At 58.3% G+C, this 12,990-nt stretch carries 13 protein-coding genes; 5 read left to right on the top strand and 8 right to left on the bottom strand.

Annotated features, from left to right (window positions below):
• Nucleotide 1: 1 nt before the first annotated feature.
• The 3 genes from DCH402_RS04280 to DCH402_RS04270 all read right to left on the bottom strand — a co-directional run bounded on the left by DCH402_RS04280 (nucleotide 2) and on the right by DCH402_RS04270 (nucleotide 2,583).
• Nucleotides 2-667 (bottom strand): amino acid ABC transporter permease, encoded by a 666-nt coding sequence (locus tag DCH402_RS04280; protein ID WP_039999930.1) that lies wholly within the window; start codon nucleotides 665-667, stop codon nucleotides 2-4.
• A 9-nt stretch (nucleotides 668-676) separates the two neighbouring features.
• A complete protein-coding gene (locus DCH402_RS04275; protein ID WP_081642125.1) occupies nucleotides 677-1,468 on the bottom strand; it encodes a transporter substrate-binding domain-containing protein in 792 nt (263 codons plus the stop codon).
• Nucleotides 1,469-1,743: 275 nt separating this feature from the next.
• Nucleotides 1,744-2,583: a MurR/RpiR family transcriptional regulator gene (locus DCH402_RS04270; protein ID WP_039999929.1), complete on the bottom strand. Its 840-nt coding sequence runs from the start codon at nucleotides 2,581-2,583 to the stop codon at nucleotides 1,744-1,746.
• A 234-nt stretch (nucleotides 2,584-2,817) separates the two neighbouring features.
• Here DCH402_RS04270 and DCH402_RS04265 point away from each other — a divergent pair, with 234 nt between their 5' ends.
• Genes DCH402_RS04265 through hpxZ form a run of 4 tightly spaced genes read left to right on the top strand, consistent with a single transcriptional unit; the run spans nucleotide 2,818 to nucleotide 6,430 of the window.
• Nucleotides 2,818-4,407: a gamma-glutamyltransferase family protein gene (locus DCH402_RS04265; RefSeq protein ID WP_039999927.1), complete on the top strand. Its 1,590-nt coding sequence runs from the start codon at nucleotides 2,818-2,820 to the stop codon at nucleotides 4,405-4,407.
• 24 nt (nucleotides 4,408-4,431) lie between these two features.
• Nucleotides 4,432-4,629 carry an oxalurate catabolism protein HpxX gene (hpxX, locus tag DCH402_RS04260; RefSeq protein WP_039999925.1) on the top strand — a complete coding sequence of 66 codons (198 nt, stop codon included), beginning with the start codon at nucleotides 4,432-4,434 and terminating at the stop codon, nucleotides 4,627-4,629.
• The gene (locus tag DCH402_RS04255; RefSeq protein ID WP_039999923.1) at nucleotides 4,626-6,038 is read left to right on the top strand and encodes an AtzE family amidohydrolase; all 1,413 of its coding nucleotides are present in this window, start codon (nucleotides 4,626-4,628) and stop codon (nucleotides 6,036-6,038) included. Before hpxX ends, DCH402_RS04255 begins: the two co-directional genes overlap by 4 nt.
• A complete protein-coding gene (gene hpxZ, locus DCH402_RS04250; protein WP_039999921.1) occupies nucleotides 6,035-6,430 on the top strand; it encodes an oxalurate catabolism protein HpxZ in 396 nt (131 codons plus the stop codon). The genes DCH402_RS04255 and hpxZ overlap by 4 nt, the downstream gene beginning before the upstream one ends.
• A gap of 53 nt (nucleotides 6,431-6,483) precedes the next feature.
• Here hpxZ and DCH402_RS04245 read toward each other — a convergent pair whose 3' ends face one another.
• The 5 genes from DCH402_RS04245 to DCH402_RS04225 form a co-directional block, all read right to left on the bottom strand.
• On the bottom strand, nucleotides 6,484-6,996 hold the full coding sequence (locus DCH402_RS04245) for a helix-turn-helix transcriptional regulator (protein ID WP_050583257.1): 513 nt from the start codon (nucleotides 6,994-6,996) through the stop codon (nucleotides 6,484-6,486).
• Nucleotides 6,993-8,339, bottom strand: coding sequence for a type II toxin-antitoxin system HipA family toxin (locus DCH402_RS04240; protein WP_039999919.1), 1,347 nt, complete (start codon nucleotides 8,337-8,339; stop codon nucleotides 6,993-6,995). Before DCH402_RS04240 ends, DCH402_RS04245 begins: the two co-directional genes overlap by 4 nt.
• A gap of 248 nt (nucleotides 8,340-8,587) precedes the next feature.
• Nucleotides 8,588-9,535 carry an allantoinase PuuE gene (puuE, locus tag DCH402_RS04235; protein ID WP_039999917.1) on the bottom strand — a complete coding sequence of 316 codons (948 nt, stop codon included), beginning with the start codon at nucleotides 9,533-9,535 and terminating at the stop codon, nucleotides 8,588-8,590.
• Between the two features lie 43 nt (nucleotides 9,536-9,578).
• Nucleotides 9,579-10,316 carry an aspartate/glutamate racemase family protein gene (locus DCH402_RS04230; protein ID WP_039999915.1) on the bottom strand — a complete coding sequence of 246 codons (738 nt, stop codon included), beginning with the start codon at nucleotides 10,314-10,316 and terminating at the stop codon, nucleotides 9,579-9,581.
• Nucleotides 10,313-11,056 (bottom strand): GntR family transcriptional regulator, encoded by a 744-nt coding sequence (locus DCH402_RS04225; RefSeq protein WP_039999913.1) that lies wholly within the window; start codon nucleotides 11,054-11,056, stop codon nucleotides 10,313-10,315. The genes DCH402_RS04230 and DCH402_RS04225 overlap by 4 nt, the downstream gene beginning before the upstream one ends.
• A gap of 154 nt (nucleotides 11,057-11,210) precedes the next feature.
• On the opposite strand from DCH402_RS04225, the gene DCH402_RS04220 reads away from it, so the two are divergent.
• Nucleotides 11,211-12,695, top strand: a complete 1,485-nt coding sequence (locus tag DCH402_RS04220; protein ID WP_039999912.1) for an NCS1 family nucleobase:cation symporter-1 — start codon at nucleotides 11,211-11,213, stop codon at nucleotides 12,693-12,695.
• Nucleotides 12,696-12,990: the final 295 nt, after the last annotated feature.

Here is a 12,990-nt window from a genome sequence, read left to right as displayed (position 1 = left end):
ATCAGCGCGGTGTCCCCAGAAAACGTCGCCCGACCAGCAACAGCAGCTGACGCATCAGCATCGACAGCACCAGATAGCAGAGTGTGGTCACCAGATACACCTCAAAACTGAGGAAAGTCCGTGACTGAATTAAGTTGGCGGCAAAGGTCAGCTCTTCAAACGACACCTGCGACACCACGGATGAACCGAGCATCACGATGATGCACTGACTGACCAGCGCCGGATAAATCCGTTGCAGCGCGGGCGGCAAAATCACCCGCGTAAAGGTCTGAGCACGCGACAACCCCAGCACTCGCGCGGCCTCCCACTGGCCTTTCGGCGTCACCTGGATGCCGGCACGAATAATCTCCGTGCTGTAAGCACCCAGGTTCACCAACATCGCCAGCAGGGCGGCCTGCCCGGCGGTGAGTTTGAGCCCCAACCCCGGCAGACCGAACACGATGAAAAACAGTTGCACCACAAACGGCGTATTGCGGATAAGCTCGACGTACAAGCCCCACAAGCGGCTGACGAGGGTCGGCTTACCGCTGCGTAATGCCGCACCGCCAATGCCGATGGCAATCCCGCCGAGTGTCGCCATCGTCGTCAGTTGTACGGTGACCCACAAGCCGGCCAGTAACTCCGGCCAGTATGGCCACAGCGCCGCGAAATGAAGCTGATAAGTCATGGCGTATCCTTAGGCGCCCAGATTGGCCGGCAGCGGCGCTTTCAGCCATTTTTCGGACAGGCCGTTGAGCGTGTTGTCCTTAAGCGCTTTTTCAATCAGCTCGTTGACTTTCGCTTTCAGCGCAGGCTCGTCCTTTTTCAGGCCGATGTAGCAGGGCGAGTCTTTCAGCATGAATTTGGCGACAGGCGCTTTCGCCGGGTTCTTCTCGGCAATCGCCGCCACCACCAGGTTGCCGGTGGCGATATACTGCACCTGACCGGACATATAAGCCGACAGCGTGGTGTTGTTGTCTTCATAGCGCTTGATGTCGGCGGTTTTGGGCGCAGTCTCGGTCAGCACCATGTCTTCCACCGCACCGCGGGTCACGCCGACGGTTTTACCTTGCAACGCCGCCGGCGCGCCGACATCCGTCTCTTTCGGGCCGAACACGCCCAGGAAGAACGGCGCATAAGCGCTACTGAAGTCGATCACTTTTTCACGTTCCGCATTTTTACCCAGGCTGGAAATCACCAGATCGACCTTGTCGGTCTGCAAATACGGCACACGGTTGGCGCTGGTCACCGGCACCAGCTGCAACTTTAGTTTCATCTCATCGGCCAGGTAGCGGGCCATGTCGATGTCGTAGCCCTGCGGCTGCAAATCGGTGCCGACCGAACCAAACGGCGGGAAGTCCTGCGGCACCGCAACACGCAGTACGCCGCGCTTCTGGATATCCTGCCATTGATCCGCCATCGCTTGTCCTGCCTGAGCCATCAACAGCGCTGCGCCAACTACTGCCAAAACACGTTTTCCGATCTTCATTGCTGTGCCCCCGGTTAAATTAATTTGAAACCAAAGATTCTTCAATAAAAATATTGAAACCTTTGTTGCAGATTAAAAAGCAAAATGTATGCCAGATAATCAGCCGATGTTTTGTAGCGACAGGCAAAGGGTAACAGCGGCGGATTCAGGGAATCACAGGGAGATGGAGGGTATAGCAAGGCGCCCGACGTTCAGTCCGCAGCGCACAATGACAGGGCATTAAAACGGGAATCGATTGCACCAAAAAAGGACATTTGCACCAGTAAGACGCGTGGTTAGCGCTGCTCCAGCTCGTCCAGTTGCAGATAAAGATCGGCGATATCGTGGATACGCTGACGCCCTTCCGCCAGCATCTGGTGCAGCAGCGCGTTGCTGATCAGATTGACCAGACTCATGGCGCCGGCGTAGCTGTCAAACGCTGATACGCTGTCCAGCGGTGCGGTCAGCGACCAGGAGGCCAGCGTCGGCAGCGTATGCACCTGCGGCTCGCACAGCAGCAACACCGGAATCCGGCGGGCGTGCAGTTGCTGCAACACTGGCAGAATCAGGCGCGGGCGGCGGCGAAACGCCACCACCACCACGACATCCCGCTCGTCGAGATCCGTCAGTTCTTCCGCCAGCGTCTGGCCGGGCTGCGCCAGCAACGGCACCTGCGGGCGGATTTGCAACAGTTGCTGGCGCAGGTGCAATGCCACCGGGTAGCTGTTGCGCAGCCCGAGAATACACACGCGCCGGGCCTGCTGTAGCGCGGCGATCACCGCGCCGAACTGCTGCGGATCGATCTGGTTGACCCACTGCGTCAGGTTGGCCATCTCCTGCTTGTAATGACGCGCCAGCAGCGTGTTGCCCTGCACCGCGTCCCGATTATCGGTCAACGGCATCCCGCTCTGGCGCAGGGTGCGCAGCTCATCACGCATTTCGCGGTAGCTGGGGTAGCCGAGGCGGCGGAACAGACGGCTGACCGTAGCCTTGGAAACGCCGCTCAGCCGCGCCAGCTCGGCGCTGTTGTAGCTGATAAGGTCGTCCAGATGGTCGAAGATAAACTCCGCCACCCGCTGCTCTTGCGGCGACAGTTCGCTGTACCGGCTGCGCAACCGTTCGTCAATCTGCTTCATGCCTGCCCTTGTCATTGTTTGAAAACGATAAGTTTGAAAACGATATGTTTGAAGACGATAAGTGTGAAGACGGTAAGTTTGAACGTTGTCAGTTTGAACACTGTAACTTTTGTTTCATCTTTTCGACGTTATGATGAACATAGCATACAACCGTTGGTCGGCAGCAAGCAGAAAAGATGGAACGGCTTTTGCTTAGCATCGACCACCCTACAGTCTACTAAGAGCCTTATCCTCATGATGCAAAGTCATATCGCCCCGTCGGGCATGGCGGTCACACCGCATCATCTTGCCAGCGCCAGCGCGCAGCGTGTTTTGCGTGCCGGAGGCAATGCCATTGAAGCGATGGTGGCCGCTGCCGCAGCGATAGCCGTGGTTTACCCGCATATGAACGGTCTGGGCGGCGATGGTTTTTGGTTGATCGTACCGCCGCAGGGCGCTCCGATCGCCATTGACGCCAGCGGTGCCGCCGGTTCGCTGGCGACCCGCGCTCGCTACGCCGGTGAAAGCCGTATTCCTCACCGTGGCCCCAACGCCGCACTGACCGTCGCCGGGACGGTAGGCGGATGGCAGGCAGCGCTGGATTACGCCGCTGAACTGGATCTCGGTACGCCCTTACCGCTGGCGCAGCTAGTGGAAGACGCTATCCACTACGCCCGCCACGGCATACCGGTCACCCAGTCGCAAGAAGACGCGCTGACCAGCCGCCAGCACGAACTGCGCGATTTCCCCGAATTCCGCCGCGTATTCATGCCGCAAGGCACCATTCCACGTACCGGCAGCCGTTTTACCCAGCCGGATCTGGCCGATACCCTGCAACAACTGGCGCAAGACGGGCTGGACAGCTTTTATCGCGGCGCGCTGGCGGCACGCATGGCGAAACAGATGGCCGCGCTGGGCCTGCCGGTCACCGCCGGCGACCTGGCGGATTACCGTGCCCGCCGCACCACGCCGCTGGTGCTGAAACACAGCAAAGGCGAAGTGTTTAACCTGGCGCCGCCGACGCAAGGGCTGGTATCGCTGGCGATTCTGGGGATTACCGACAGGCTGGGGATGGCGGACTTGAGCGACAGCCAGACCATTCACCGCATAGTAGAAGCCACCAAACTGGCGTTTGGGCTACGCGACAAATACATCACCGACCCGAAACTGATCACGCAGGATATTCAGGCGCTGCTGTCTGATACCCCTTTGCAGACGCTCGCCGCCCGTGTAGACACCCGCATAGCCGCCCCCTGGGGGCAAGGCAAAGGGCCGGGCGATACCGTCTGGATGGGCGTGTGCGATCGCCACGGGGTGTCGGTTTCGTTCATTCAGAGTATTTATCACGAATTCGGTAGCGGCATGGTGCTGCCGGGCACCGGCGTGCTGTGGCAAAACCGCGGCGCTTCTTTCAGCCTGGACCCAGCCCACTTGCTGGCGCTGGAGCCGGGCAAACAACCCTTTCACACGCTCAACCCGGCGGCGGCGCGCTTGTCTGACGGGCGCACGATGGTCTACGGCTCAATGGGCGGCGACGGTCAGCCACAGACGCAGGCCGCGCTGTTCATTCGTCATGTGATGCAAGGCGTGCCGTTACAACAGGCGATTACGGCGCCGCGCTGGTTGCTGGGGCGAACCTGGGGGCAGTCGTCCGATACGCTCAAACTGGAGGAGCGTTTCACGCCGGCCACCGTCGATGCGTTGCGTACTCTCGGCCACGATGTGGAACTGCTTACCGGATTTAGCGAAACCGTCGGTCACGCCGGTGCCATTGTTCGCCACGTCAACGGCATGCTGGAAGGCGCCAGCGATCCGCGCAGCAACGGCAGCGCGGTCGGCTATTAATTTTTCAACCCTAAGGTGCTAATTATGAAAAACAGGGATATCGATCAGGACACGCTGGCCGCGTACCTGCAACAAATGGAAGTCCTGATGGGGCTGGAATTGAATAACGCCCGTCGTCAGGAATTGCACGTCCAGTTCAGCCGCATCGCCGCGATGGCGCAGCCGCTGATGGCGTTCCCGTTGGATGAGCGTCAGGAAGTGGCGGGGGTCTACCGGCCATGAATCCCGCGCAACTGTCTATCCGCTCGTTGCAGGCTGAGCTGGCGGCCGGTCACCTTTCCGCCATCGACATCGCCCGCGACACGCTCGCGCGCATCGAACAGCACAACCCGGCTGTCAATGCTTATACCGCCGTCACGGCACAACGTATGCTGACGGAAGCCAACGGCGTGGACCTCAAGCGCCGGTTAGGTGAGCCGCTGCCCGCGCTGGCTGGCGTACCCTATGCGGTAAAAAACCTGTTCGATGTCGCCGGCGAAACCACCCTGGCCGGCGCCAGGCTGTTCAGCCAGCGCCCAGCGGCCGCTCAGGATGCATTCGCCGTACGCCAGCTACAAGCACAGGGGGCGTTGCTCTCCGGCCTGCTGAATATGGATGCCTACGCCTACGGTTTTACCACCGAGAACAGCCACTACGGCGCCACCCGCAACCCGCACGATTTGACACGCATCGCCGGCGGCTCATCCGGCGGCTCGGCGGCGGCGGTAGCGGCCGGTTTGGTGAATTTTGCGCTGGGCAGCGACACCAATGGGTCGATCCGCGTTCCCGCTTCGTTGTGCGGTATCTTCGGGCTGAAGCCGACGTTTGGCCGGTTATCACGTCAGGGAACCCAGCCGTTTGTCGGCAGCCTCGATCACATCGGCCCGCTGGCGCGTAGCATAGACGATCTGGCGCTGGTGTATGACGTACTGCAAGGCCGTGATCCGGCCGATCGGTTTCAGGCGGATCAACCACTGCGATCCACGGTGCCTTCACTGGCGGACGCCGCGCCGCTGCGCAGCCGGGTACTGGGCGGTTACTTCGCGCAATGGTGCGATGAACAGGCCACCACCGCTGTGCAGCAAGTCGCCGACGCCTTAAATGCCGACAGCGAGGTGACACTGGATAATGCTGCGCTGGCGCGTACCGCGGCGTTTATTCTTTCCGCCAGCGAAGGCGGTAATCAGTACCTGCCGGCGCTGCGCGACGCACCGGATCAATTTGAGCCGCTTTCGCGTGAACGACTGTTGGCCGGTGCGATGATCCCCGCCGCCTGGTATGTGCAGGCCCAGCGTTTCCGTGATCATTTCCGCCGCGAAGTGCTGGCGCTGTTCAACGATACCGATCTGCTGATTGCCCCGGCGACGCCCTGCCCGGCAACGCCGATCGGCCAGGAAACCATGCGTATCAACCATACCGATTTACCGATCCGCGCCAGCATGGGCATGTTGACCCAGCCGATTTCGTTCGTTGGTCTGCCGGTGGTCACCGTGCCGCTGGCAACCGCCGGTGGATTGCCGATCGGCGTGCAGTTAATCGCCGCGCCGTGGCGGGAGGACGTCGCGCTGCACGCCGCCTGGCATCTTGAACAGCAGGGCATCGCGCAGGCGCTGCCGCCCATGACGTTTCACCCACAAGGACTTTCCGCATGACACCCGAGAGCACTACGTCCGACATTAATCTGCCCGAGGTACTGGCCGAGGTCACCGACGCCTTTTACCGCTATGAACAGGCGCTGACCGGCAACGATGTTGAGGTACTAGACCAGTTGTTCTGGCACGATGAACGCACCGTGCGTTACGGCGCGTCTGAAAACCTGTACGGCATTGAGCAGATCCGCGAATTTCGCGCCGCCCGCCCGTCAGCCGGGCTGGACAGGCAGTTGCACAACACCGTGATCACCACCTACGGCCGCGACATGGCGGTCGCCAGTACCGAGTTTCGTCGTGAAGGCAGCGAGAAAATCGGCCGCCAGATGCAAACCTGGCGGCGTACTGAGCAAGGCTGGCGGATCGTAGCGGCCCATGTGAGCCTGATGGTGTAACGGTTGCGATATCCATGTCGGATAGCCACTGGCATGTCGGATAGCCGCTAGATTTACCGGCTATCCGATTGCCCGCCAGAGGTGGGAGCGGTCGAGAGGATCTCGGCAAGTAATGACGGCGATACCGGCATAAGCCCCATCTTCAGCCCAAAAGGCTTAAACACTTTGTTGATAATATCCGCCGTATAATTGCCCTTGCCGTTCTCTATTTCGGACAAGGTTTTGCGTGATACCCCCACCAAACTGGCGTAAGCCTCCTGCCGAAGGCCCAACACGTTAAGACGCAATTCTTTAAGTGCGTTTCCCTGCGATATCTCGCCGAACATCATCCTGCGGATAATGTTTTGCATGGCAAGCCGCCGCTCGCTGGTATTGAGTGGCCGGGAGTTTTTTGATGCCCTCACTTTTGCGATATCCGCTATCTCGGTTACCACGGCGACGGATGACGGCTGAAAATACGTCTGCGCTACACTGCGCTCCTGCATACGCTGACGTAGCTTGCGTATGGTTGCCTGAACATCCTGTGCATCGGCGTAGTTATCGTTATTATTGCGGTCCTGACTCATAACACCCCCCAGCGCTGTAACTTTTCAGGAAGGTAATCAAACCCAATGGAGGGCAAAGTGATGATCGATTCGGGTACACCGCGCCGCTGAAGCCGCGCTTTCAGACCAACCAATTGCGTGGCTGTCTGCTGTAATTTTGCCATCAACAATTCTGGTGGAAGAATGTCGGAAAACAACTGCGCGATCCGCTCAAACTGATAATCACCGCCTACCTCCAGCGGCTCTGGCCATTTGGTCGTTCTGGCAATGCCTGCCGGGTCCGCTTTCATCGGCGCAAAATCATAAATCGGCGCCAGCCGAATCCCTCGCTCGTCCCTGAGGAAAGCGGTATTGCGGCCGTGGTTATCACTGTTGCCAAACGCAATGTTCAACAGATCACGTCGTATCCACTCGATCACGAACGCCGCAGGGTCAAACGCTTTTCCGTCTACGCTCACCGTATGGCTGGACACGATTTTGGCTATCAGCGTGCGAATCGTTCGATCATGGCGCAGCGCACTGCCCGGCCCGACTCGCAGCAGGGAATACACCGACTCCATGCCGTACCTCTTAACCAGCCCATTACCAGGGAATTCAATATCAAAGCGCGGTAACCAGAGCGACGGGTAATGCAGCCCTTCTTCCAGACGCATACCCGCCACAGGAATGGTGTCGAACCCCATCTCGGCCAGTTCATGGTAATAATGAAACTCGGCTCGCAGGATGTCGCAGTCAATCTCGCTACGCTGACCGCGTGGAAACTTCACCAGATAGGCGGCATCGCAACAATCGAGGTCATCCTGCCAGGTATCGATCCATACCTCATCCTCCGCATTGCAACGCAATAGCAGTTTGGGCGCCTCGCCGCCTGCACCTGTAGCACCGCCAGCCGCAGCACCACGCTGCTGTGCATAATCCAGAAAATCGCTGGCCCGATTCTTTACGTCCTCCACGCTGAAAAATCGGGTGGTGCCGTTATGCTGTGCAGGAATTGACTCTTTGATACGCAAGTGACCAACCGGAGCAATGGTGGCGTGACGCAGCAAGACATAATTTTGCAACTGTGTCGGTAACCCGGAGAGATCAAGATGCTCAATCCAATACTGTCGGCTAGCTCCGGCCGGGATGATGTCATCCAGAAAGCGCATCCATCCAGGCTCGCCACCATCGTCAAAGAAGATCCGCACCGGATAATTGACGGAAACCGCGTGGTGGTCATCGCAATCCATATAGTCAATGCCATAATCGGACGCATAATCCAGCCGGGTTAGCAGGTAATTATCCCGATCGCTCTCGGGAAAACCGATCTCGGCAATATCCTGCCACGCATTGTCGATAAACGCCTGTACGGTCAGTCTCTCCATAGCCCCTCCGATCTCATTACGCGTAATATATCACACGTAAAACACCAAAAAGACCATTAACATCACCAAAAGGTTACATTAACTTGCCGCCACGCTTTTAACGTTACCTTTATGTATCAAAAACTCCTTTTATTGATAATGAAACCTATACGTTTCACAAAATACAAAAAAGCCAGACAATGAAACCCATAGGTAACATTGCCTGGCTAATACCTGTAATCCGGCGGCGCAATGAGTGCCTTATTGCGTCAGGCTCGATACGGATGTGTACGATACCAGTGCTCGGCGATATCCTGACGACGACATACCCACACTCGCTCGTGCTGCTGGATATAATCCAAGAACCGCTGTAACGCCCGAAAACGTCCCGGCCGCCCCAGCAGACGGCAATGCATACCAATCGACATCATTTTCGGTGCTTCTTCCCCTTCGGCGTACAGCACGTCAAAGCTGTCCTTCAGATAACTGAAAAACTGCTCGCCGCTGTTGAAACCCTGCGGTGAAGCGAAACGCATATCGTTGGCATCCAGCGTGTAGGGAACGATTAGATGCGGTTTCAGCTCGCCGCTTGCCCGTCTTACCGGCAACCAGAACGGCAGATCGTCGCCGTAGTAGTCGCTGTCGTACAGAAAACCGCCCTGCTCCAGCACCAGTTGCCGGGTGTGCGGGCTGTCGCGCCCGGTGTACCAGCCCAGCGGTGGCTGACCGAATAAATCGGTGTGCACTGCGATAGCCTGTTGCAAATGCGCCCGTTCGGTGTCGATATCCATATTCTGGTAGTGAATCCAGCGCCAGCCGTGGCTGACCACATCGTAATCCGCCGTTCTGATGGCTTCGACCACCGCCGGGTTACGCGCCAACGCCATCGCCACGCCAAACACCGTCAGCGGCAGGCCACGGCGCTGAAATTCCTGATGAATACGCCAGAAACCGGCACGAGAACCGTATTCATAGAGCGAGTCCATCGACATATGCCGCGCCGGGTAACTGGCAGCGCCGATGATATCGGACAGAAACTGCTCGGAACCGGCGTCGCCGTGCAGCACATGGTTTTCCGCCCCTTCTTCGTAATTCAGCACAAACTGAACCGCAATGCGCGCCTGTCCAGGCCAGCGAGCGTGCGGCGGTTGACCGGCATAACCGATCAGATCGCGCGGGTAGTCAGGATCTGAACTCCACTGCTGAGAGAGTGTCATGGTGTCTTTCCTTATTATGAGAGCCGCAACGGCACGGCGTCGATTAACGCAACGTCCCGAACGCGCCGGTTAACGGCTTGTCCAGTGGATAATCCAGATCGCCGTGTTTGCTGGTGGCGAGCCCCAGTCCAACCAGCGACTCCACCATCTTCACCGCCGCACCGACGCCGTCGATCACCGGGATCCCCAACTCCTGCGTCAGCGCCTGCGCCAGATCGGCCATACCGCCGCAGCCCAGCACAATGGCGCCGGATCCATCCTGCCGCTTCGCTTGTATACACATTTCCCGCACCTTATGCTGCGCCAGCCCTTGCCCATCTTCCAACGCCAGTACCGGCAGGTCGATGGCGTGCAGCGCGGCGCAGTGGTGCTCGAAGCCGTAGCGTTGCACCAGATGACGGGCGATGATCAGCGTGCGCGGCAGCGTGGTGACGATGGAAAAGCGCGTCGCCACCAGCGTCGCCAGATGCATCGCCGCTTCGGCGATCCCCAACACCGGCGCACTCGCCAGTTCCCGCGCCGCCAGCAGACCGGGATCGCCAAAGCAGGCGATGACATGACCGTTGACCCCCTGCTCGCGCCCCAGCCGAACCTGCTCCAGCACGCCGAGGGTCGCCACCGCTTCATCAAAATGCCCTTCGATCGACGGCACCCCTTGCGATGGGCATACCGCCAGAATCGCAGTACCGGGTGCCGCCGCTCGCCGCGCCGCTTCACCGATGGTTTCCGTCATCGTCAGGCTGGTATTGGGGTTGATTACCTGAATCACGCATCCGCTCATGCGCCCTGCTCCTTTTTGGGGTTATCGAACGACTTCAGATGGCTGAACAGCCGCGAGAAATCCGGCGTGGTCGCGCTATCACCGCCGAAACGCAGGCTGGCGACGATATCGTCGAAATGCTGTTGCATGGCGGTCGTCAGCGCCGCCAAATCACGGTTACGCAGCAGTGTCAGCAGATCATGGTGATCATGACAACGGCAGCCTTGCTGCCAGGGGGCACCATAAGCCGCGATCACCAGAGATGACCGCAGCGTCAATTGCGACACCATACTGGTCAGCACGCTGTTGCCGGAAATCGCCTGCAACTGAATATGAAAGGCGGCCGACAGGCGGATCGCCTCCGGCCCGTTGCGATCCTGATGGGCTTTTTCCTCCGCCTTCATCAGTTTTTCCAGCGCCGCCAGGTGCGGCGGCTGGCAGTGGGCCAGCACCGCAGGCAGGTTGGCGCACTCCATCAGGCTACGGGTTTGAAAGATCTCACGTGCTTCTTCTACCGTCGGCGTCGCCACCTGTGCACCACGTTTGGGCAACAGCGTGATCATTTGCACCGTTGCCAGACGCTGTAACACCTTGCGGATCCCGGTACGACTCACGCCAAATACGTCCGCCAGCGCCTCTTCCGGCAGACGAGCACCGGGCAGCAATTGATGTTCAACAATCGCGTTTAACAGCGCCTGATAGATAACGTCATCTTTTTGCTCGAAAATTGTCTCTTGCCCGAGACCATAAATATCGTTCATTGGTTTCTTCCGTCATCACGCCACCACCAGATCGTACACAAAAAATAAATTTATTGTATACAAAATTCACCAATCTGGCCCAAATCCTGCAACACCTCACAGGACAGGTTATTCACCTCTATTTTTCATCGTCATCAAAAAAGGAGCAGATTCCATGCCAGAAAACATGACGCCCGCCGGAAGCGCTCCGGCACACTACAGCCCGAGACTGTGCAACGAAGACCTGGCGCCGACACGCGAGCAAAACTGGTCCTGGTACAACATCTTTTCCTTCTGGATGTCGGATGTTCACAGTATGGGCGGCTACGTGGTGGCGGCCAGCTTCTTTACGCTGGGTCTGGCCAGTTGGCAGGTACTGCTGTGCTTGCTGGCGGGCATTTGCATCGTGCAACTGTGCGCCAATCTGGTGGCCAAACCCAGCCAGCTCAGCGGCGTACCCTATGCGGTGATTTGTCGTCAGTCGTTTGGGGTGTTCGGCGCCAATATTCCGGCGGTGATTCGTGGGTTGATCGCATTCGCCTGGTACGGTATCCAGACCTATCTGGCCGCCAATGCGTTGATGCTGGTGCTGCTGAAATTCGTTCCGTCGCTCACCGCGTTGACCACCAGCCACTGGCTGGGCCTGTCGACGCTGGGCTGGCTGTGCTTTGGTGTGATGTGGCTGCTGCAGGCGATGGTGTTCTGGCACGGGATGAGCGCCATCAAGCGCTTTATCGATATCGCCGGTCCGGCGGTTTACGTGGTGATGCTGGCGCTGGCCGGATGGATTGTATACAAAACCGGGCTGGACAATATTTCCTTCACACTGAGCAGCAAAGCCCTCAGCGGCGGCGAGCAGATCTGGCAGATGATCACCGCGACCGCGCTGGTGGTGTCCTATTTCTCCGGCCCGTTGCTCAACTTCGGCGATTTCTCCCGCTACGCTAAAAGTATGCAGGAAATCCACCGCGGTAACCGCTGGGGGCTGCCTTTCAACTTCCTGCTATTCTCCATCGTCACGGTGGTGATTGTCTCCGGCACGCAATCCCTGTTCGGCCAGATGATCACCGACCCGATCGAAACCGTCAGCCGCGTCGGCAATAGCGTGGCGGTGGCGTTGGGCCTGCTGACCATGATCGTCGCCACCATCGGCATCAACATTGTCGCCAACTTCGTCTCCCCGGCGTTCGATTTCTCCAACTGCTCGCCGCAGCGCATCAGTTTCCGCACCGGCGGGATGATCGCCGCAGTCGGCTCCGTATTGCTGACTCCCTGGAATCTGTTCAACTCACCGGAGTTGATACATTACACGCTCGACGTGCTGGGCGCGTTTATCGGCCCGCTGTTCGGCATCCTGCTGGCGGATTTTTACCTGATCAAAGGCGGCAAGGTCGATGTCGATGCGCTGTTCAACGATACGCCGAATGGCCGCTACTGGTATCGCAACGGCATTAACCCGAATGCCGTGCTGGCGCTGCTGCCGTCGGTGGCTATCGGGCTGGTGATAAGCTTCGTGCCGGCCTGGCATGAAGTCGCCAATTTCAGTTGGTTTATCGGCGTGGCGTTGGGCGCGGGCAGCTATCGCTATCTGGCGCGTCGGGAAAAAGCCCATACGCCGACTACCGCCAGCCTGCCGGGTTTAGTGCTGGGTAAAGAATAACCCCCATTTCCGGATCGCGACACGGCATCGCGATCCGGCTATTTATTCCGCCGCCTGGCTCTTATTCCGCCGCCTGGCTGCAAATCGAATTATTTTGGGTATATTTACCGCTCCCGCTTTATTTTCCTCACATATTCCGGTGACGAATAAATTCAGAATCCTCTGATTATTCCCAGGCTTGATCAGGCTATTTCCCACGAAATAACTCCGAACAACATCGCCCCCCAAATCCTGACATCACCATCTTATAAGTCGACTCATACCATGAATAGAGTCACGAAAAAAAACCATTTTC

The sequence above is a fragment of the Dickeya chrysanthemi NCPPB 402 genome (genome assembly GCF_000406105.1).
Classification (GTDB): domain Bacteria; phylum Pseudomonadota; class Gammaproteobacteria; order Enterobacterales; family Enterobacteriaceae; genus Dickeya; species Dickeya chrysanthemi.
Note: the sequence above shows the minus strand (reverse complement) of the source record. Positions and strands in the feature narration are given on the sequence as shown.